Raw genomic sequence first — 20,309 nt, forward strand, 5'->3', positions numbered from 1 at the left:
TTCCGTGCCACATTCGGCTCAAAGGTCTGCATGAAGCAGATCCATAAACCGGAAACCGGAGCCTGAAATGACCGCGCAAGTACTCGTTATCGATGACGATCCCGTGCAGCGCCGCCTGCTTAGACAAGCGGTGGAGCGTTTTGGCCATCAGCCAATTCTCGCCGAAAACGGCAGGGTGGGGCTGGAGCTATTGAAGCAACATAGCGGTGACATCAGCGTCATTGTTCTTGATCTCATGATGCCTGAGATGGACGGCCTGTCCTTCCTGAAGGCTGTTGGGGAACTTGGGACGGATGTTCCTGTCATCGTGCAGACGGGGCAGGGCGGCATCGATACCGTGGTGCAGGCCATGCGGGCGGGCGCCTTTGATTTCGTGGTCAAGCCCGTGTCGCCAGAGCGGATCGGCGCTGCCATTTCCAATGCGTTGAAACTGGACCAGCGCGAGGCCAAGGCCCGCACCGGCAAGCGTTCACGCAATCACGCCGTTAATTTTACTGATATCGTTTCGGCAAGTCCCGCCATGCTGCGCGTCATCGAATTGGCGCAGCGCGCGGCGCAATCCAATATCCCGGTTGTGCTGGAAGGGGAATCCGGCGTTGGCAAGGAGATGATTGCGCGCGCCATCCAGTCTGGCAGCGACCGGGCAGGCAAACCTTTCATCACCGTCAATTGTGGGGCCATTCCGCATAATCTGGTGGAAAGCATTCTTTTCGGTCACGAAAAGGGGGCATTCACGGGTGCTACGGAAAAGCACATCGGCAAGTTCATGGAAGCCGATGGCGGAACGCTGTTCCTTGACGAAATCGGCGACCTTCCGCTCGATGTTCAGGTCAAGCTGCTGCGTGCCGTCCAGCAGGGCGAAATCGAAACCGTCGGATCTGCCAAGGTGCAGAAGGTGAATGTCCGCCTTATCTCCGCGACAAACAAGAACCTGATCGAGGAGGTCAAGGAAGGCCGCTTCCGGGAAGACCTCTATTATCGCCTCAACGTGTTCCCCATCACCATTCCGGCCCTCCGCCGCCGAAAGGAAGACATTCCCTATCTGGCGCGCGTTTTTGCGGAACGCTTCTCGATCGAGCAGAAATTGCCGCACGCGCTGGGCGTCAATGCGGGCGCGCTTGCCCTGCTGACCGCCTATGACTGGCCAGGCAACATTCGCCAGCTGGAGAACGCCGTGTTCCGTGCGGTCGTTCTTGCCCAGGGCGACGAGTTGAATGAAGCGGATTTTCCGCAAATCGCTTTGCAGGTTCCAGAATTTGCTGGTGCCGTCGGCGATTACGACGCGCAGCACAGACCGCCAGAACGCTCTCTTCTGGTTGCCCAGCCGGTGGAAACCAGAAGCAGCGCAGCTGAAATCATGTCGGTGATGGAGGCTATGGCAAGCGATGAAAACCGCTCGACAACGTCAACGGCGGGGGGCGGCAGCCTCATCGCCAGCACGGATGAGAGCGGAGATGTGCGCAAGATCGCGGATATCGAAGAAGAACTGATCCGTTTTGCCCTGCGCTTCTACCGGGGGCAGATGAGTCAGGTGGCCCGAAAACTGGGAATTGGGCGCTCTACACTTTACCGCAAGTTGAAGGATTATGGCATTGATCCAGACGATCCCCTGCGCGAAGCGGCTTGATGCCGTTTCGCTTGGCTTAAATTAGCAGATGTGGAATTTGTTAACTCCTGGGCAAGGATATTCACTTACGGTCTATAAACCACTTGTTAGTGAAGCGTTCACTATATAGAGGATGAATGTCCATGTGTGGCAAAATTGCCATCGTGTGACCGTAATTGAGGTTCATGTGGGACAATGTGACGAATTGTCTGCCAGGCGGGGATCAAATTGCTTTATCTGCATCGGAATATCGCGCTCTCGGGCAAGATAGCGCGCGGCTTGATCAAAGATATATGCACGAAGCTGTGGGCACGCGTTGTCACCTGCGCGTGCCTGATGATGGCCGCGATGCCCGCTCTCGGAATTTCGGCGACGGAAGCCGCCGCCGAAACACGCAGTCTGAAGCTCTATTATATCCACACCAAAGAAAAAGCCGTCATCACATTCAAGCGAAACGGCAAGTATGACCAGAAGGGTCTGCAGGAGCTGAACCGCTTCCTGCGCGACTGGCGTCGCAACCAGCCCACCAAGATGGATCCGCGCCTTTTCGATCTCGTCTGGGAAGTCTACCGTCGCTCCGGTGCCAACGAATATATCAACGTCGTGTCCGCTTTCCGCTCGCCGGAAACCAACGGTATGCTGCGCTCGCGCACCAAGGGTGTCGCAAAGAGCAGCCAGCATACGCTGGGCAAGGCGATGGATTTCTACATTCCCGGCGTGAAGCTCTCCCGCCTGCGCGAAATTGCCATGCAGATGCAGATCGGCGGCGTTGGTTTCTACCCGACCTCCGGTTCGCCTTTCGTGCATCTTGATGTCGGCAACGTCCGCGCCTGGCCGCGCATGAGCCGCCAGGAACTCGTGCGGATTTTCCCGAACGGCAATACCATTCACCTTCCAGCCGACGGCAAGCCGCTTCCCGGCTACGATCAGGCGCTGGCAGACTACAAGAAGCGTGTCAGCTCATCGTCCATCCAGGTGGCCAGCACCGCGGGCGCTGGTCCTGCATCGTCTTCTTCCGGCGGCAAGCGCAAGACGTTGCTTGCAACGCTGTTTGGTGGTGGTGATGAGGATGAAGATGCCGAAGGCATTGCAACGCCGGAACCCGCAACCCGGTCGTCCGCACCTGCTGCGGCTCCGGTTGCCGAGGAAACGGACGAGGCACCTGCCGCGGTTGCGGTCGCTTCCGCCCAGCCGGTTCCAGCTGTAGCTGCACCGCTGCCAACAGCACGCCCGGCGTTTCGGGAGCAGGAGGGCCAGAACGGCCTAGCCACAGCGCTTTACTCGCCAGCACGTAATGCAGCGCAGGATGCGCTTCAGGCTGCCACCACCCCAACACCGACTGCGGCACCTGCCGAACAGCAATTTGCTGATCTGGCCCAATATTCCATCCCCGTTCCCACGCTGCTTGGGCCTCGTCGCATGAAGGGTGACGCCGAAGGCACCACGATGACGGCGGCCCTTGCGTCCGAAGATATGCCTGGCGACGCCCTGGCCGCGCATGTTCCAGTTCCGGCCAACCGCCCGGCTGTCGCAGAAGCGCTGCTCGCATCTGCCAATGCAGATGTAGAGGGTCAGGAAGACGAAGCAGAAGGTGCAACGCTTTCGCCTGTCGTCGTCGCCGCTCTTGAGCAGAGCGGACAGGACGCCCGGTCCGCCTTGACGGCAACAGCGATGCCAAGCGCTGCGCAGTTCCCGGCCTCCGCTGGTCGCGCCGTTGCATCAGTGCCTGCGGCAAAACCTGTCGAGATGGCAAAGGCCGAGCCTGCTGTGTCCAGCCGCGACGAGGACAGCTACGGTGACGCGTTCGATGTGAAGCCAAAAGCCAAGAATGCGCTCAGCGTCGGTCTGCCCACAAAGGGTGGTCGTCCAAGCAAGCAGGATGCTGCCGTGGCTGAAAAAGCGATGGTCAGCGGCGGTCGCCTGACGCAGGAAGCCATATCCGACTGGGCTCTTAGCCAGGACAAGGGTGCTTCAGGCCGTGCCGTAAAGGCTCCTCGTCTCGTCAACAATCGTATGCTCAGCCACGACATGTCTGCCTCTGCGGCAACCGCAAGCTTCCGTCCAGGCGCTGCAGCAATTGACTCAAGCCGGTTCAGCACGCCGGTCAAGATGCCCTAAGCGCGATCTCCCATTGCGTTCGAAGTGTTTCCATCGCGTCCAGTCTGCAAATGGCTGGGCGCGATTTTCATTGGATTTACTGATCAAAAAGCTGAATCCGTAGATTGAATGAGCGAGGCAAAGTGACCTTGACGGGCATTCCGGAGACTGTTACTTTGCAGACAAGTTTATACATTCGGCTGAGTCCGAAAGTTTTGTGTACAAGACTTTAGTTAGATGCATAAATAAATGATGGCGCAAAGGCGGTAGCAGTTCTGGTACCGTACGCATGAAGCTCTTTGCATTGCGCCGGTTCTCGCGAGCCATGTCCCCTGTAAAATGATGTTTGCATATCCGCAATCGCTTCACGCTGTTGCTTGGGTGTCTAGAATTGACTTAAGCTTTGCTTGCCGCTTTCATCACGTCAGGCAATGTCAATTCCCGCCTTTATGGAACATCTCTTTGTCCTGATGGTGTCGCACGCTTATGACTTCGATTGCTTCTCTTCCGACCAGGCAGATTTCCCGGCTTGAGACGTCTACCATTGCGTCGTTGACCAAGGGCGACCTTGAGGAGTTGAAATCGACGCAGGTCCGTGCGTTCACCTCCTCGCAGATTGCCGCGCTCAATACAGGCGTGCTGTCCACTCTGAGCAATACTGTCGTTAGTGCTTTTGCCGCCAACTCCGTCAAAGGGTTGACGCTGTCGCAATTGTCGGCTCTTGGGACCACACAGGTTTCGGGTTTTACCACGTCCCAGGTCAAGGCCCTCTATGCCAGCCAGCTTGAGGGCTTCTCTGCTACTGCGATTGAAGCGCTGAACAGTAGTCAGGTCTCGGCCATGTCCGGCGCTCAAGTCGCTACTCTTTCGGCGGCGGAGCTCAACAGCTTTACGGCGGAGGAAATCGGCTCGATCGGTCGCACCGCAATGGGAAGCCTAACGACCGATGCTTTGGCCGGATTGGCGACCAATAAAATCACTGCACTGACGACATCGCAAATTTCACGGCTGACTACGGGTCAGATGCAGGCCTTCAGTTCGTCCCAGCTTGCGGCATTGTCGCCGGAGCAGTTCTCCGCACTCACGACAAAGCACATTGCGGGCTTGAAGACCGATGTCATCGCGACCCTTGGCAGCAGTCAGCTGGTCTCCATGACCAGCAGACAAGTCGGGGCGTTTTCAACGACACAATTCGAGGCATTGTCGTCCGCAAGTCTGGAAAGTCTCACGACAACCCAGATTTCAGGGATGAAATCGGCGCAGGCTGCGACGTTGAGTGCGGCCGAGTTGAATACATTCACAAATGAAGAAATCGGTTCGCTTACGAAGGCGGCACTTGCGGGTCTGACGACAACAGCACTTGCGGGTCTCGCGACGAACAAGATCTCCGCTTTGTCTGCATCGCAGGTCGCCGCTCTGTCATCTGCGCAGCTTGGGGTTCTCAATTCGGATCAGTTGAAGGCGCTGGAGCCTGGCCAGTTTGCCGCCATGTCTTCAAAACAGATCGCTGGTCTGTCCACCACTGTCATCGCCAATCTCGAACCCGACCAGATCGCATCGCTGACGATGAAACAGGTTGGAGCACTCTCCAGCCTGCAATTCCAGGCATTGACGACAAGCGGCATCGAAAGCCTGACGACGACGCAGGTTGCAGGGTTGAACGCGCGACAAGCTGCAACACTTTCGGCAGATGAGCTGAACCTGTTTACGCCAGAGGAATTTGCTGTCCTTGGGAAATCCGCAATCGCCGCGCTCAACACTGTCGCTCTGGCTGGCGTGACACCCGACCGTATCGCATCGTTGACCTCGGGCCAAATGTCCGCTCTGTCAGGTGGACAGATCAGGGCGCTCACGTCAGATCAGCTGGCTGCCCTGACCCCGGCACAATTCGCAGGGCTATCGCAGTCGCAGGTTTCCGGCCTGTCTACGGCGGCCTTGGCAAGCCTCGATGGGGACGATCTTGCGGCCTTTTCTTCCAAGAAGATCAAGGCCTTGTCTACCTTGCAGTTCGACGCACTAAGCGCCGATGGTATCGCGGCACTGACGACGGGCCAGATCGCTGCGCTTGACGCGAAAAAGATGGCGACGCTGTCCTCTGCGGAAATCAACAGCTTCAGTGCCGAAGAGATCGCGGCTATTTCTCGGTCGGCTATTTCAGGCCTGTCCACGTCTGCGATTGCAGGAATGGCTGACGATCTGTTCTCGTCCATGACGACGTCGCAGATTTCGTCCCTGACTGCCAAGCAGATGTCGGCTTTGACGTCGAGCCAATTTGCTTCTTTGACGCCGCAGCAGTTCTCTGCGCTGGCCGCCACCCAGATTTCCGGCCTTTCCACCGACGCACTTGCAGGCCTGGACTCGACAAAGGTCAGCGCCATGACATCGAGGCAATTGTCGGCGCTCTCAGCGAATCAGTTTCAAGCTCTGAGCGCTGAAAGCATCGAAGCGCTGACCGACGTCCAGATCGCCGGGCTGAGATCCAGCCAGATCGCTACTCTTGATTCAAGCGAACTCAGCAGCTTCACGACGTCAGAGATTGCCGCGATCAACCGCAAGGTTGTTTCTGGTATTGCAACGGCGGCTCTGAGTGGTCTGTCGAGCGAAAATATCGCTGCGTTTTCATCAGCGCAACTTCAAGCCATGAGCAATGCTCAGGTCGCGATCGTTATTGCTGCTTATCAGTCCAACTGATTTTCAAGCGTAACTTCAAAACGCCAGAATCGAAAAAGGGGCGCAGCGGTTGCTGCGCCCCTTTTTGTCTGTTCTCGCCAGATCTTGTCTGACGCATCCGAGGCCTCAGACGCCGCTCTGGCCGTCGGAGCCGATATAGGCGATGCGGACCATGTTCGTCGCGCCGGGCGTTCCCAGCGGCACACCGGCCGAGATGATGATGCGGTCGCCGGGCTTGCCGAAACCTTCATCGACAACGATCCGGCAGGCGCGATTGACCATGTCGTCCAGGTCGCTGGCATCACCGGTCACGACGCAGTGCAGGCCCCACACGACCGACAGGCGGCGTGCCGTCTGGATGATGGGCGAGAGTGCGATGATCGGAACCTGCGGGCGCTCACGTGCGGCGCGCAGGCCGGTCGTGCCGGACGAGGTGTAGGTAACGATGGCAGACAGGCCGAGCGTTTCGGCAATCTGGCGGGCAGCCAGCGAGATCGCGTCGGCACCGGTTGCTTCCGGCTGAGCGCGCTGCGCATAGATGATGCTGGAATAATGCGGGTCCTGTTCCACGGTGCTGGCGATAGAGGCCATGGTGGAGACGGCTTCGACCGGATAATCGCCGGAGGCGGACTCGGCAGACAGCATGATGGCATCGGCGCCTTCGAAAACGGCGGTCGCCACGTCGGACACTTCTGCACGGGTCGGTACCGCCGCAGAAATCATCGATTCCAGCATCTGCGTGGCAACCACAACCGGCTTGCCGGCGCGGCGACACGCGCGGGTCAACTGCTTCTGAATGCCGGGCACGGCTTCGAGCGGCATTTCGACGCCAAGGTCACCACGGGCAACCATCAGCGCGTCCGAAAGCTCGATGATTTCCTCGATGCGTTCGATCGCCTGCGGCTTTTCGATCTTGGACATGAGGCCAACGCGGCCACCGGCGATCTTGCGAACTTCCACAAGGTCTTCCGGCCGCTGCACGAAGGACAGAGCCACCCAGTCGACGTCATCGGTGGCGAGAACGGCGTCGAGGTCGACGCGGTCCTTGTCGGTCAGCACGCCGACGCCCAGAAGCGTATCGGGAAGGCTGATGCCCTTGCGGTCAGAGATCTTGGTGCCCGAAACGACGGTTGTCACAATGCTCTTGCCATCGCATTTTTCAGCGCGCAGGTGCAGCTTGCCGTCATCGATTAGCAGGCGGTCGCCCGGCTTTACCGCTTCCAGAATTTCGGGATGGGGCAGGAAGACGCGGTTGTTGTCGCCAAGGGCTTCGTTGCTGTCGAGTGTGAAGGTCTGACCGGCGACGAGATCGACCTTGGTATCGGCAAATTTGCCAACGCGCAGCTTGGGTCCCTGCAGGTCGGCCAGAATACCGATCGGGCGGCCGACACGGCGTTCCACGGAGCGGATACGCTCAATCAGCGTGCGCATCAGATCGTGGCTGGCGTGGCTCATATTGATGCGGAACAGATCGGCGCCGGCCAGATGCAGCTTCTCGATCATTGCCTCATCGGAAGATGCTGGGCCGAGAGTTGCAAGGATTTTGACTTTGCGATTACGCTTCATCAGTTCTGACTTTCCTGTGTGCCTGGCGTGTCCGAAAGCTGGACCATCCAGCTTCCCTGTCGACCCGTATCGTATTCCTTGAAACCCATTCTCTGGAAACTACGGGCATAACAATCGTCTACGCCGTTGATCTTGAACTCGTTTTCCGCGACGCACATGTTGACGTCGCCAGTCCATCTGCCGCCACGGGCAGCGTCCTCGGCGTAGAGATAATAATAGCGTGATTGCAGCTCACCTTCGATCAAGGTGGCGCATGTGGAGGCCGGAACCTGCCACCAGCCCTCGCTGACCCAGCCTTCCTGGGCCCGATAGCCAATGGCCACGCCGACGAGATTTTGCGTGCTGTTGCAGACACGGAAATCCGCCAGTGCCGGTTCTGCAAGAAGAAGCGGTGTTCCGAAGAGGGCGGCTGCGCAGAAGAAACGGACTGCACGCCGATATTTTTCAAGGAGAGCGGAGATTGTCTGTGTCACGGCTTCCATCCGGATTCCATGGTTATAAATGAAAACACTTCTTGGCGCGGACGCCCAAGAAAGTCAACGCAAGTTCAATCGATTATACTGTGTAGGAGCTTTCCCGGGGTGCTGGCGGCGGTCGTTTGGCCCTGTCAACTTGCGCGTAGCGGTCAGCCATGCCATCAAGCGTCTCTCCCTTTCAGTCTCCAAGAAAATCGAAGATGTCAGACTTTCAGCCCTACGAAATCATAGAAGGCGATTATGACAAAGGCATGGTTCTTCTTGCCGATCACGCCACCAACCTCCTGCCGACTGCCTATGGCGATCTTGGTTTGCCGCAGACTGCATTCAAGAGACATATCGCCTTTGATATCGGGGTGGAGGGGCTGACACGACACCTGGCGTCAAGGCTCGGCGTACCTGCGGTCATGAGCCGCTTTTCGCGCCTGCTGATCGATCCCAATCGCGGCGAGGATGACCCGACACTCATCATGAAGATTTCGGACGGGGCGATCATTCCCGGCAATCGAGACATCACGCAGGAAGAGTGGGATCTGCGCCTCAACAGCTTTCACCGTCCCTATCACAACGCGGTGGATGGCGTCTTGGGAAGGGTTGGCAGGCAGACGGGCAAGGCGCCACTTGTCTTTTCCCTTCACTCCTACACACCTTTTTGGAAAGCGTTTGCCCGGCCATGGCACGCTGCGGTGCTGTGGGATACGGACCACCGTGCCGTAACGCCGCTGCTTGCGAAGTTGAACGCAGCGGGCGATATAATGGTGGGTGACAACGAGCCCTATGACGGGGCGCTGAAGGGTGACACCATGTATCGTCACTGCATGGTCAAGGGTATCGCGCACGCTCTTTTGGAGGTGCGGCAGGATTTGATTGCCGACGATGCGGGGATTGCCGCCTGGGCAGAGCGCCTCGCTCCCATTTTTGCCGCAATGAACGATGATCCCACCCTGCATGAGTATCAGACGTTCGCTTCGCGGACTGGACCCTACTGAGCGGAGAGCAGCATGAGCGACCTTGACGATATCAGCAAGAGAGAACTCGAGGCGGCGGCATTTCGCAGGCTTCTCAAGCATTTGCAAGAGCGCAGCGATGTCCAGAACATCGACCTGATGAACCTTGCCGGTTTTTGCCGCAACTGCCTTTCCAACTGGTATGCGGATGCGGCAAGAGAGGCCGGACATGACATCTCCAAGGATGCCGCCCGCGAGATGGTCTATGGAATGCCCTATGAAGAGTGGAAGACGCTGCACCAAGCCGAGGCAACGGATACCCAGAAAGCCTCATTCGAGAAGAACAGGCCCCACGAATAGGCCCTTGTGCAAGGAAACGGCTTGACGCCGGAGCCGTGGACGGGCAGTTCACCATCCTGAAAAAAATCGGGCCGTTGCCAGGCTTTTGCCTGGCGCCCCCAACGAGTTTCTATCAAGTGCCTCCGCATGAGAGTGCCCGACGTCTGAAGGAAAGATAATGGACGATACAGCCACAACAGAAACCGTAGCCGCCGCCGAACTTCGTCAGTTCATCGAGCGTATTGAGCGACTGGAAGAAGAAAAAGCTGCGATTTCCGGCGATATCAAGGACGTCATGGGCGAAGCCAAGGGCCGCGGTTACGACACGAAGGCCATTCGCACGATCATTCGTCTTCGCAAGAAGGACGCCAATGAGCGTATCGAGGAAGAGACGATCCTGCAGACCTATATGGCTGCTCTGGGTATGGAATAAGAGAGACAGGTGATGCGGCGCGGGTGTGCAGACACCCCTGCCGTTAGCTATTCCCCGGGCGCGAAGAAGGCGTCTATCGCTGCCAGTGCCTGATCGCGGTAGACATCGCGTTCCAGCAGCACTTCGTGGCGGGCGCCGGTGATGGGGATGAGTTGTGCGGCGCGGAAATTGCGGGATAACTCCTCCTGCGCGGCATAGGGCGTCAGTCTGTCGCGCATTGGTGCCAGAAGAAGCGTTGGCACTGTGACATTGGTCAGGTGATCCTGTCTTGTCACGCGCGGCATCGTTTTCAGCACTTCAAAAAGCCAGCGGGCCGTTGGCGCACCGATAAACAGCTCCGGGTGTTGCGTTCCGATGGCGACGTTGCGGGCGAATCGGTCCGGATCTGATGTTAAAGGATTGTCATCGAAGGAGCGTTCGCGCTGGTCCTTCCCCAGTTGCACGCCTCCAAGGCCTGTCAGGGTCAGCGCCGTGGCAACCGTTCTAATGAACCAGCTCGGCATGGATTGCCCGGAGAGGGTAATGAACGGTGCGCTCAGCACCATGCGGTCGATCCTGTTGGACAGGGAAGGGGCCATTGCCAGCGCGGCCAGTCCGCCGGTGGAATGTGCCAGCATGAAGAAGGGCAGGCGCGTATCGGGCAGCACAACCTGCTCGAGAAACAGCGAAATATCCTTCTGGTAGTCTGAAAAGCGCCGCACATAACCCGCATGCGCCTTTTTCAGCAATCGCTCCGAGCCTCCCTGGCCGCGCGTATCGAAGGTCGCGACCCAGAAGCCTTTGGCGGTCAGGTCATTGATGGTCTCGAAATATTTCTCGATGCACTCGTTCCTGCCATGCACAAGCACGATGGTGCCTCGGGCAATCGATTGCCCGGAGCGGAAGATGGCGTAGCGCAGCTTCTTGTTTTTGTGACCGGTGAAATAGCCTGCGATATGGTTTTCGGGCACGGGGTTGCCCTTGGTCGCGTGCAATATGGCTTCGGTCATGAAGGATTTCCGGCTGGGCACTGAAGATGTGTTCCATAACGGGATAAGTGGCGCGTCCGGGGACGTCAAAGGAAAAATTGCCGGAACCGTCGGTCTTAGCAGTCGCGGTTCCGGCGAATATGACAGAAGAAGAAGGGACGTTACACTTCTGCCGCCGGAGATTGCCTCCGATGAGGTCATGTCTATCGCTGCGAAACTGAATGATTTCAGAACCTGTCATTCACATTTCGTTCAGCGAAATTCCCAGCCACCAAAACTCTTGAACTTGTGCAAATGCCTTCCCATCTCATGATCACGGTCGCCAGAACGGGGCCGTTTCCGGTCACTCGTCGCCATCAGGGGCGAGGGCCCTAACCGCAAACAGTCGCTCACAGGAGGACACTATGCGTCACGTTGATTTTTCCCCACTCTACCGCTCCACGGTCGGTTTCGACCGCCTTTTTTCCATGCTCGATGGCATTGGCCAGCCTGAGCAGGCCCAGGCCTATCCGCCCTACAATATCGAACGCACGGGTGAAAACGCTTACCGCATCACCATGGCCGTTGCCGGTTTCGATGAAAGTGAACTCAGCATCGAATCGCGCGCCAATGTGCTGACCGTGAAGGCGGAAAAAGCCGATGAAAACAAGGAAAGCGAAGGCGAATTCCTCTATCGCGGCATCGCCAAGCGCGCCTTCGAGCGCCGCTTCCAGCTTGCCGATCACGTAGAGGTGCAGAATGCATCGCTCAAGAACGGCCTGTTGCACATCGACCTTCTGCGCAACATTCCCGAAGCCATGAAGCCGCGCCGCATCGCGATCGTCTCTGACATTGCAGATGCGCCAAAGCAGATCGAGGCTCAGGTCACGCCTGCTCAGGTCAACTAAGGCGTAACCCTTCTTGAAACCAACGAAACGGCCCTCACTGCAGGGCCGTTTTTGTTTGTTCGGGCGGGACGACGGCTTCTGCGGGTGTTGCCGTTTCCTCGGGCTTGGCTTTCGTTACGGCCTTTGCCTTTTCATCTGCCTGCGTCTTGCGCGCATAGCGCTGCGCAATCACGGCGCAGGCCATCAGCTGGATCTGGTGAAACAGCATCAGAGGCAGAACGATTGCCCCGATGCTCTGCCCCGCGAAGATGGCGCCCGCCATGGGCACGCCGCTGGCCAGGCTCTTCTTGGAGCCGCAGAAGGTGATGGTGATCTCGTCCTCCTTCTTGAAACCAACCAGCCGACTTCCGAACATGGTGATGACTAGGACGGTGGCGAGCAGCAGGATATCGATGCCAATGACCACGCCGATATCGCGAAGGGTAAACTGGTTCCAGATGCCTTCGACCACCGCCTCGCTGAAGGCAAGGTAGACCACCATCAGGATGGAGCCACGATCGACGGGTGCCAGAAGGCTTTTGCGTGCGCGGATCCAGTCTCCGATCCATGGCTGCAAGAGCTGGCCCAGAATGAAGGGCAGGAGAAGCTGCAGGAAAATCTGCAGGAAGGCATCGAGAGAAAATCCACCGCCATGGCCGCCGACGGTAAACAGGAAGCCGACCAGCACCGGGGTGAGAAACATGCCAAGGATGTTCGACGCCGATGCCGCGCAGACGGCGGCGGGAACATTGCCGCCTGCCATCGACGTAAAGGCAATGGAAGACTGCACCGTGGATGGCAGAACGCAAAGAAAGAGAACGCCCATATAGAGCGGCGCCGGCAGAATTTCCTGCGGAATATAGCCCAGGGCAACACCGAGCAGCGGGAACAGGCCGAAGGTCACCAGCAGAATGACCAGATGCAGCCGCCAGTGCAGAACGCCCGCAATGACCACGTCGCGCGATAGTCTTGCCCCGTGCAGGAAAAACAGCAGCGCGATGGCGCATTTGGTCGCGATGCCGAAATAATCCGCCAACTCGCCGCTTACGGGCAACAGCGAGGCGATGATGACGGTGGCGACAAGCATCATGGTGAAACGGTCGGGCAGGAAGCGGCTCATGGAGACATGCTTTCTTTCATGGGATCTCATTGAATATTGCGGCACTATCGCTCATCATGAAATCAGATGCAAAAACTAACAGTTATCACCTTTCAGGATAACCATGCTGAACTTGCAACATCTTGCCAGCTTCGTGACGCTGGAGCAGACCATGAGCTTTACCGCAGCCGCGGCCCGGCTCGGCATCGGCCAGTCCACACTCAGCCAGCACATTCAGCGTCTGGAGACGTCGCTTGGGCAGCGGCTGATCGCACGCGATACGCACCGCGTGCGACTGACGCCCGAGGGTGAAGCGCTGCTGGGCTATGCGCGTTCCATGCTCGATATCAACAACAAGGTTGCGGCGCTGTTCGGCGAGAGCAAGCTGCGCGGGCGTCTGCGGCTCGGCGTTTCAGAGGATTTCGTCGCCAGCCGTCTCACCGTCATTCTGGAAGAGTTCACCCGGCTTTATCCGCTGGTGGATCTGGAGCTGACGGTAGCGCTCAGCGGTGCGCTTTACGAGATGCAGGACAATGGTGAGCTGGACGTGGTGCTGGCCAAGAGGCGTCTGGGCGATCAGCTTGGCCATTTCCTGTATCGCGAACCGCTGGTCTGGTTGGCGAAGGACCCGGACGCGATCATCTCGCGTGAGCAGGCAGTGCCGCTGATCGCCTTTCCACCACCCAGCATTACCCGTAAAGCGGCGCAGGAAGCGCTGGACCGAGCCGGTGTAGCGTGGCGGATCGTCTGCACCTGCGCAAGCCTCAGCGGCCTGACTGCCGCGGCGCGGGCAGGCATGGGCGTTCTCGTTCAACCCCGCAGCATGGCGCCGTCGGGTCTGCGTGAGCTGCCCCGCGGCGCCTTGCCCGTTCTGGAGGATGTTGAATTCGTGCTCCAGCCGCGAAAGGGCGCGGATGCAGAACTGGTCGAGGCACTGTCCCGGCTGGTCATGGCAAAAGGCATGGTGCCGGGCAGTGTTGTGTGAGCTTTTCCATCCGCCATACCGGATCAAGTCGGGTATGGCGGATGGACAGGATTATGGCGCTCCGCAGATCCGCAGGAATTCATCGACATCCGTTTCAAGCGTGGCAAAGCTTGTGACGAGGCGGATGAGCTGTTCGTTCTCCCCGACTTTCTCATTCATGTCGTGGGGAACGGGCCAGTCATAGAAGCTTGCTCCGGCATCCTTTGCGGCCTTTGCCTTTGCCTTGTCCAGCACGACGAAGAGCTCGTTGGATTGTGTCGGCCAGGCCAGACGCGCGCTGTTGGAGGCGGAGAGGCCATCGCGCAGGCGTGTTGCCATGGCGTTGGCGTGTGCTGCAAGTTCCAGCCAGAGATCGTCCTTGAAATAGGCATCGAACTGCGCTGCCATGAAGCGGGTCTTGGAAAAAAGCTGCGCAGACCGCTTGCGGATGAAGGGCAGGTCTTCTGCCATTTTTGGATCCATATAGACGATGGCTTCCGCACACCAGCAGCCGTTCTTGGTGGCGCCGAAGGAGAGAATATCGACGCCGCGCTTCCATGTCATTTCGGCGGGCGTAGTGCCAAGCGCCATCAAGGCATTGCCAAAGCGCGCGCCGTCCATGTGCAGGGGAACGCCCGCATTCTTCGCGATTTTGGAAATGGCATCGATTTCATCAAGCTCGTAAACCGTGCCCTGTTCTGTCGCCTGCGTCAGCGTCACCAGCATGGGCTGGCCCTGATGGATGGAGCCGGGAGGAAAGCGGCCGATGGCGGCTTCAAGGTTCTTCGGCAGCATCTTGCCGTTGGGGCCAGCGACCGGCATCAGGCGGGAAGCGTTGGAAAAATAGACCGGCGCGCCGCACTCATCCTCGATCACATGCGCTTCAGAATGACAGAAGGCGATGCCGCCGGGTCGTGCCACGCTTGCCAATGCCAGCGAATTGGCAGCGGTGCCGGTGCCGACGAAGAAAACTGCGACGTCGCGCTCGAAAATCTCGTTGAAGCGCTTCTCGATCGCCCGGTCCAGTTCGCTCGTGCCATAGGCGGCAGCAAAGCGGGTGGATTCCTTCATCAAGCGCTCATTGATGGCCGGGTGGGCACCTGCCCAATTGTCGGAAGCAAAAAACATGGGTCTGCACTTTCGATGAGTTGACGATCTATGCCGGGCTGGCCTTGCCAGATGATCGTCTATTTATGGGCTTATTTTCGGGAACGCAAATCTGGCAATGAAAGCAATATTTTCGCTGCTCCGATGGAAGAAAATTGCGCGTAAATCGGCACGTGAGACATTAACCGTCATTTGCCGGGTTTATAATTTGTTAGGGTGGACTTGCGGAGTGTCGAGGTTTCTGTCAAAATCCAATCGGAATTGAGACAGCAATGCTGTCCTAAATTGACAAGCGGATGCGAAGCCTTTATCCAGAAATCGGGCAAGGCAGAGCATCCGCCTCTCTGCGTGAAGCCATGCAACCTGTTGCAGGAGGGATGAAACATGACGATCAAGCTGGAAGGCGAACACGCCACCGCTGCCGCTACCAATGACTGTCCGACCAACGTCGAGGCCAAGGCTGACGTGCGCGCGACAATCGGCGGCCTGCCGGAAAAGCAGGGTCTTTATGATCCGCGCAACGAGCATGATGCCTGCGGCGTTGGCTTCGTCGCGCATATGAAGGGTCAGAAGTCGCACCAGATCGTCAAGGATGGCCTGTTCATTCTGGAAAACCTGACGCATCGCGGCGCTGTCGGTGCCGATCCGCTGATGGGCGATGGTGCTGGCATTCTGGTGCAGATCCCCGACCGTTTCTTCCGCGAGGAAATGGCGCTTCAGGGCGTCACCCTGCCCAAGGCTGGCGAATATGCCGTCGGTCACATGTTCATGCCGCGCGTTGCCGAGCGGATCGAGCATTTCAAGAAGGTCATCATCGATGTCATCGCGGAAGAGGGTCAGCAGTTCCTCGGTTTCCGCGATGTGCCTGTCGACAATTCCTCGCTGTCGAAGGCACCGGATATCGCTGCCACAGAGCCGCACCACGTACAGGTCTTCATCGGCGCTGGCCGTGATGCCGCAACCAACGCCGACTTCGAACGTCAGCTGTTCCTGATCCGCAAGGTCATTTCCAACCGCATCTACAATGAAGGTGGCGGTAAGGAATCGCAGGAATTCTATCCGGTTTCGCTGTCCTCTTCGACCATCGTCTACAAGGGCATGTTCCTGGCCTATCAGGTCGGTGCCTATTACAAGGACCTGGCCGACCCGCGTTTTGAAAGCGCCGTGGCACTGGTTCACCAGCGTTTCTCAACCAACACCTTCCCGTCCTGGAAGCTTGCGCACCCATACCGCATGGTCGCCCATAACGGCGAAATCAACACGCTGCGCGGCAACGTCAACTGGATGGCGGCACGTCAGGCCTCGGTTGCATCGCCGCTGTTCGGCGAGGACATTTCCAAGCTCTGGCCGATTTCCTACGAAGGACAGTCGGACACGGCCTGCTTCGACAACGCGCTGGAATTCCTCGTGCGTGGTGGCTACTCCATGGCCCATGCGGTCATGATGCTCATCCCTGAGGCCTGGGCTGGCAACCAGTCGATGTCGCCTGAGCGCAAAGCGTTTTACGAATATCACGCCGCCCTGATGGAGCCATGGGATGGCCCCGCCGCCGTTGCCTTTACCGATGGCAAGCAGATTGGTGCGACGCTTGACCGTAACGGTCTGCGTCCAGCCCGCTATCTCGTCACCGATGACGACCGCATCATCATGGCATCGGAGGCTGGCACATTGCCGGTGCCGGAAGAGCGCATCATCAAGAAGTGGCGTTTGCAGCCCGGCAAGATGCTGCTCATCGACATGGAAAAGGGCTCGATCATCTCCGACGAGGACGTCAAGCACGAGCTTGCCGCCAAGCACCCCTACCGCACATGGCTCGATCGCACCCAGCTGATCCTCGAAGATCTGAAGCCCGTTGAGCCGCGCGCCCTGCGTCGTGACGTGTCGCTTCTCGACCGTCAGCAGGCCTTTGGTTACACCAGCGAAGACACCAAGCTTCTGATGTCTCCTATGGCGACGACCGGTCAGGAAGCCATCGGCTCAATGGGCACGGATACGCCGATTTCGGCCATGTCGTCCAAGTCCAAGCTGCTTTACACCTATTTCAAGCAGAACTTCGCGCAGGTTACCAACCCGCCGATCGACCCGATCCGCGAAGAGCTGGTCATGAGCCTCGTCTCCTTCATCGGCCCACGCCCGAACATTCTCGACCACGAGGGTGCTGCCCGCGCCAAGCGTCTGGAAGTGCGCCAGCCGATCCTGACCAATGGCGATCTGGAGAAGATCCGCTCCATCGGTCACACGGAAGACCGTTTCGACACCAAGACGCTCGACTTCACCTATGATGTGGAGCGTGGCGCCGAAGGCATGCCTGAAATGCTCGACCGCCTGTGCGAGCGTGCGGAGTCTGCTGTTCGCGGCGGCTACAACATCATCGTTCTCTCGGACCGTCAGATCGGGCCGGACCGCATCGCCATTCCAGCGCTTCTGGCAACGGCTGCCGTCCACCATCACCTCATCCGCAAGGGTCTGCGCACCTCTGTTGGCCTTGTGGTTGAAACCGGCGAGCCGCGCGAAGTCCACCATTTCTGCCTGCTGGCCGGTTATGGTGCCGAAGCCATCAACCCCTATCTCGCCTTCGATACGCTTCTGGACATGCACAAGCACAATGCATTCCCCAAGGAAGTGTCCGAGGAGGAAGTCGTCTATCGCTACATCAAGGCGGTGGGTAAGGGCATTCTCAAGGTCATGTCCAAGATGGGCATTTCCACCTATCAGTCCTATTGCGGCGCGCAGATTTTCGATGCCATCGGCCTGTCGTCAGAATTCGTCGAGCAATATTTCTTCGGCACCGCCACGCAGATCGAAGGCGTTGGCCTGACGGAAATTGCCGAGGAAACCGTTTCGCGCCACACCGACGCATTCGGCAAGGACCCGATCCTCGCCAGCACGCTGGATATTGGCGGCGAATATGCCTACCGCATGCGCGGCGAAAGCCACGCATGGAGCCCGGATGCCGTTGCCACCCTGCAGCACGCCGTGCGCGGCAACAGCCAGGAGCGGTATCGCGAATTCGCGGAAATGGTCAACGACACCAATCTGCGCATGAACACCATTCGCGGCCTGTTCAAGGTGAAGTCCGCCGAGGCACTCGGCCGCAAGCCGATCTCCGTGGATGAGGTCGAGCCTGCAGTGGAAATCGTCAAGCGTTTCTCCACCGGCGCCATGTCCTTCGGCTCCATCAGCCGTGAAGCGCACACCACGCTTGCCATTGCCATGAACCGCATCGGCGGCAAGTCCAACACGGGTGAGGGCGGCGAAGAGTCCGATCGATACCTGCCGCTGATGAACGGACAGGCCAACCCGGAACGCTCTGCCATCAAGCAGATTGCATCCGGCCGCTTCGGTGTGACGACGGAATATCTCGTCAATGCCGATATGCTGCAGATCAAGGTCGCGCAGGGTGCAAAGCCCGGCGAAGGCGGTCAGCTGCCCGGTCACAAGGTGGATGCAACGGTCGCCAAGACCCGCCACTCCACACCCGGCGTTGGCCTCATTTCGCCACCGCCGCACCACGATATCTATTCCATCGAAGATCTGGCGCAGCTGATCTACGACCTGAAGAACGTCAACCCGGAAGCCGATGTTTCCGTCAAGCTCGTGTCTGAAGTGGGCGTCGGCACGGTTGCTGCCGGTGTTGCCAAGGCGCGCGCAGACCATATCACCGTCTCCGGTTTTGACGGCGGCACCGGTGCGTCTCCGCTCACCTCGCTCAAGCATGCCGGTTCCCCATGGGAAATCGGCCTTGCCGAAACACAGCAGACGCTTGTCATGAACGGCCTTCGTTCACGCATCGCGCTGCAGGTGGATGGCGGCTTGAAGACGGGCCGCGACGTCATCATCGGTGCTCTCTTGGGCGCGGATGAGTTCGGCTTTGCGACGGCTCCGTTGATTGCGGCTGGCTGCATCATGATGCGCAAGTGCCACCTCAACACCTGCCCCGTGGGCGTTGCCACGCAGGACCCGGTTCTGCGCAAGCGCTTCAAGGGCACGCCTGAGCACGTCATCAACTACTTCTTCTTCGTGGCCGAAGAAGTGCGCGAAATCCTCGCTTCACTTGGCGTGTCCAAGCTGGATGAGATCATCGGCGCTTCCGAACTGCTGGAGAAGGATGAGATGCTGGCCCACTGGAAGGCCAAGGGTCTCGATTTCAGCCGCATCTTCCACAAGGTCGATGCGCCGAAGGAAGCGACCTACTGGACCGAGCGCCAGAAGCACCCGATCGACGACATTCTCGACCGCAAGCTGATCGAGAAGTCCATGCCATCGCTTGAAAACCGCGAACCCGTGGTTTTCGAAGTGCCGATCAAGAACGTCGACCGTTCCGCTGGTGCCATGCTTTCGGGCGCGCTTGCCAAGCGTTGGGGCCATAAGGGCCTGAAGGACGACACCATCCACGTGCTGCTGCGCGGCACGGCTGGCCAGTCCTTCGGCGCGTTCCTTGCTCGCGGCATTACTTTCGATCTGGTGGGCGATGGCAACGACTATGTCGGCAAGGGCCTGTCGGGTGGCCGCATCACCGTGCGTCCTCCGGAAAATGCCCGCATCGTCGCCGAAAACTCGATCATCGTCGGCAACACGGTGCTCTATGGTGCCATCACCGGCGAGTGCTACTTCCGTGGTGTGGCGGGTGAACGTTTCGCGGTTCGCAACTCCGGCGCGCTCGCCGTTGTCGAAGGCGTGGGTGACCATGGCTGCGAATACATGACGGGCGGTATCGTCGTTGTCTTGGGTGAAACCGGACGCAACTTCGCAGCCGGCATGTCTGGCGGCGTGGCCTATGTTCTCGATGAGAAGGGCGACTTCGCCAAGCGCTGCAACATGGCCATGGTCGAGCTGGAACCAGTTCCGGAAGAAGACGACATGCTGGAAAAGCTGCACCATCACGGCGGCGACCTCATGCACAAGGGACGCGTGGACGTTTCCGGTGACATGACGCGCCACGATGAGGAGCGCCTTTACCAGATGATCTCCAACCACTTCCACTACACCAACTCCAACCGCGCCAAGGATATCCTTGATCGCTGGAGCGAGTTCCGCCCGAAATTCCGCAAGGTCATGCCGGTCGAATACCGCCGTGCGCTTGAGGAAATGGAACGGATGCGCATGGGCGTGGCGGCGGAGTGAGTTGGGGTTCGACAAATCCTGTGATATGCTTTGTCATATCACAGGAT

General features: G+C 58.5%; 14 protein-coding genes. 9 read left to right on the top strand and 5 right to left on the bottom strand.

Translation table 11 applies throughout. The features are described from left to right. The first annotated feature begins 67 nt into the window (after positions 1-67). The 3 genes from ASF69_RS00995 (at position 68) to ASF69_RS01005 (ending at position 6,394) form a co-directional block, all read left to right on the top strand. The gene (locus ASF69_RS00995; RefSeq protein ID WP_062584449.1) at positions 68-1,627 is read left to right on the top strand and encodes a sigma-54 dependent transcriptional regulator; all 1,560 of its coding nucleotides are present in this window, start codon (positions 68-70) and stop codon (positions 1,625-1,627) included. A gap of 258 nt (positions 1,628-1,885) precedes the next feature. Continuing rightward, a complete protein-coding gene (locus tag ASF69_RS01000) occupies positions 1,886-3,724 on the top strand; it encodes a DUF882 domain-containing protein (protein WP_244475356.1) in 1,839 nt (612 codons plus the stop codon). Positions 3,725-4,189: 465 nt separating this feature from the next. Beyond that, positions 4,190-6,394: a hypothetical protein gene (locus ASF69_RS01005; RefSeq protein ID WP_062584454.1), complete on the top strand. Its 2,205-nt coding sequence runs from the start codon at positions 4,190-4,192 to the stop codon at positions 6,392-6,394. A 105-nt stretch (positions 6,395-6,499) separates the two neighbouring features. Here the strand turns inward: ASF69_RS01005 and pyk are convergent, their stop codons facing one another. Further along, positions 6,500-7,939 (bottom strand): pyruvate kinase, encoded by a 1,440-nt coding sequence (gene pyk / locus ASF69_RS01010; protein ID WP_062584456.1) that lies wholly within the window; start codon positions 7,937-7,939, stop codon positions 6,500-6,502. Next, the gene (locus ASF69_RS01015; protein WP_062584458.1) at positions 7,939-8,421 is read right to left on the bottom strand and encodes a DUF1036 domain-containing protein; all 483 of its coding nucleotides are present in this window, start codon (positions 8,419-8,421) and stop codon (positions 7,939-7,941) included. Before ASF69_RS01015 ends, pyk begins: the two co-directional genes overlap by 1 nt. Positions 8,422-8,615: 194 nt before the next feature. Between ASF69_RS01015 and ASF69_RS01020 the strand changes: the two genes are divergently transcribed. The 3 genes from ASF69_RS01020 to ASF69_RS01030 all read left to right on the top strand — a co-directional run bounded on the left by ASF69_RS01020 (position 8,616) and on the right by ASF69_RS01030 (position 10,134). Beyond that, positions 8,616-9,404, top strand: coding sequence for an N-formylglutamate amidohydrolase (locus ASF69_RS01020; protein ID WP_062584460.1), 789 nt, complete (start codon positions 8,616-8,618; stop codon positions 9,402-9,404). A 12-nt stretch (positions 9,405-9,416) separates the two neighbouring features. Further along, entirely contained in the window at positions 9,417-9,722 is a 306-nt protein-coding gene (locus tag ASF69_RS01025) for a DUF1244 domain-containing protein (protein ID WP_062584463.1), read from the top strand. 154 nt (positions 9,723-9,876) lie between these two features. Continuing rightward, positions 9,877-10,134: a DUF2312 domain-containing protein gene (locus tag ASF69_RS01030; protein ID WP_112962842.1), complete on the top strand. Its 258-nt coding sequence runs from the start codon at positions 9,877-9,879 to the stop codon at positions 10,132-10,134. A gap of 47 nt (positions 10,135-10,181) precedes the next feature. Here ASF69_RS01030 and ASF69_RS01035 read toward each other — a convergent pair whose 3' ends face one another. After that, positions 10,182-11,123, bottom strand: a complete 942-nt coding sequence (locus ASF69_RS01035; protein ID WP_062584466.1) for an alpha/beta hydrolase — start codon at positions 11,121-11,123, stop codon at positions 10,182-10,184. A gap of 383 nt (positions 11,124-11,506) precedes the next feature. Here ASF69_RS01035 and ASF69_RS01045 point away from each other — a divergent pair, with 383 nt between their 5' ends. Next, entirely contained in the window at positions 11,507-11,989 is a 483-nt protein-coding gene (locus ASF69_RS01045; protein ID WP_062584470.1) for an Hsp20 family protein, read from the top strand. A gap of 34 nt (positions 11,990-12,023) precedes the next feature. On the opposite strand, the gene ASF69_RS01050 is transcribed toward ASF69_RS01045, so the two are convergent. Next, positions 12,024-13,088, bottom strand: a complete 1,065-nt coding sequence (locus ASF69_RS01050; RefSeq protein WP_062584471.1) for a bile acid:sodium symporter family protein — start codon at positions 13,086-13,088, stop codon at positions 12,024-12,026. Positions 13,089-13,191: 103 nt separating this feature from the next. Here ASF69_RS01050 and ASF69_RS01055 point away from each other — a divergent pair, with 103 nt between their 5' ends. Continuing rightward, positions 13,192-14,052 (top strand): LysR substrate-binding domain-containing protein, encoded by an 861-nt coding sequence (locus ASF69_RS01055; RefSeq protein WP_062584473.1) that lies wholly within the window; start codon positions 13,192-13,194, stop codon positions 14,050-14,052. Between the two features lie 51 nt (positions 14,053-14,103). Here the strand turns inward: ASF69_RS01055 and ASF69_RS01060 are convergent, their stop codons facing one another. After that, positions 14,104-15,159: a low specificity L-threonine aldolase gene (locus ASF69_RS01060; RefSeq protein WP_062584475.1), complete on the bottom strand. Its 1,056-nt coding sequence runs from the start codon at positions 15,157-15,159 to the stop codon at positions 14,104-14,106. A gap of 363 nt (positions 15,160-15,522) precedes the next feature. Between ASF69_RS01060 and gltB the strand changes: the two genes are divergently transcribed. Next, positions 15,523-20,262 carry a glutamate synthase large subunit gene (gene gltB / locus ASF69_RS01065; RefSeq protein ID WP_062584480.1) on the top strand — a complete coding sequence of 1,580 codons (4,740 nt, stop codon included), beginning with the start codon at positions 15,523-15,525 and terminating at the stop codon, positions 20,260-20,262. Positions 20,263-20,309 lie beyond the last annotated feature (47 nt).

It is taken from the genome of Rhizobium sp. Leaf311 (assembly GCF_001423445.1).
Classification (GTDB): Bacteria; Pseudomonadota; Alphaproteobacteria; order Rhizobiales; family Rhizobiaceae; genus Agrobacterium.